At 37.7% G+C, this 1,722-nt stretch carries 1 protein-coding gene; it reads left to right on the plus strand.

Translation table 11 applies throughout. The features are described from left to right. Positions 1–1,722, plus strand: a 1,722-nt coding sequence (locus H7254_RS06005) for a glycoside hydrolase family 2 TIM barrel-domain containing protein (protein WP_301932109.1), incomplete at both ends; no start/stop codon positions are given.

A 1,722-nucleotide genomic window follows, 5' to 3' on the forward strand; every position in this document is an offset into this window, starting at 1 on the left:
CATCAGTATCCTAACTAAAATTACAAATACTGCTTTAAAAGAAGTGAGTAGTACAGGATTAAAACAACAGCTAAAAGCAAAAGCATCTTATGAATTTAATGAGGATATAATTGTAAAAAATCCTGCATTATGGTCATGCGAATCGCCTGAATTGTACACCGCACAAACAACTATTTACATAGATGGAAAACTAATAAGTACGGAGATAAATACTTTTGGTATCAGGGCAATTTCTTTTGATGTAACCAATGGATTTCAACTGAATGGTAAAACCGTAAAATTAAAAGGTGGCTGTTTTCACAATGATAATGGACCGCTTGGTGCAAAGGCCTACGACAGGGCTGAGGAGCGTAAAGTAGAATTACTGAAAGCAAGTGGTTACAATGCGATCAGGTGTACGCACAACCCACCAAGCGCAGCATTTTTAACTGCCTGCGATAAGTTGGGAATGCTAATTATTGATGAGGCATTTGATATGTGGAACTATGGTAAAAATCCTTACGATTACCATTTGTATTTTAAAGACTGGTGGAAAAAAGATATTGATGCCATGGTTAAAAGAGATAGAAACCATCCTTCAATAATTATGTGGAGCGTGGGTAACGAAATACCGGAAAGGGGAAACAGCGAAGGTGTGGCGACTGCAAAATCAATTGCAGATTATATAAAAACTTTAGATAAAACCAGAGCTATTACCTCGGCTATCAATGGCTTAAATGAAGATAAGGATCCGTTTTTTGCTGAGTTGGATATTGCGGGTTACAATTATGCAGCTGGCGGTGATCATTTAAAAGAAGCTATCTATGTTGCTGACCATAAAAGAAAGCCCGACAGAATTATGTATGGTTCAGAATCTTACCCGTTGGAAGCTTTTAAAAGCTGGATGGACGTGGTGGATAATCCGTACGTGATCGGGGATTTTGTATGGACGGCATTTGATTACATCGGCGAAGCAAGTATTGGATGGCTGGGGTATTTTCAACAGCAAAACTTTTATCCATGGAACCTTGCTTACTGTGGTGATATTGATATTTGTGGTTGGAAAAGGCCACAGTCTTTTTACAGGGACGCACTTTGGAAAGAGAACCAAATATCCATTTTTGTAACACCACCTGTACCTTCTTTTGATGTAAATCCGAAGCGGGAATCCTGGTCGAAATGGCATTGGTTGGATGCTGTAAATAATTGGAACTGGACAGGCTATGAAAATAAACCCATCGAAGTATCCCTGTATTCATCCTGTGCACAAGTTGAATTATTTTTGAACGGAAAATCATTGGGTAAAAAAAATACAGATAGGTCCACAAAATTTATGGCTGTATGGCAAGTGCCTTATACAAAAGGAGAATTAAAAGCTGTTGGATATGATGCCAAAAATAAATTAGTAAATTCAGCGGTTTTAAGCACTGCCGAACTGCCGGTACAGATAAAAATAACTGCCGATAAAAAAATGATCAAAGCAAATAACCAGGACCTTAGTTATATAACTATTGAATTATTGGATGCAAAGGGTAATAGAAATCCATTGGCAGAAAATGGGATGAAATTTAAAGTAGAAGGTGATGCAACAATTGTTGGTGTAGGCAACGCAAATCCACGTAGTATTGAAAGTTATCAATCACCGCAAAGAAAGGCATGGCAAGGTAGATGCATGGTAATTTTAAAAGCGGGTAAAACAGGTGGTGAAATAATTTTAACCGCAGAAACAGAAGGAATTCAAAG

The sequence above is a fragment of the Ferruginibacter sp. genome (genome assembly GCF_014377975.1).
Taxonomy (GTDB): domain Bacteria; phylum Bacteroidota; class Bacteroidia; order Chitinophagales; family Chitinophagaceae; genus Ferruginibacter.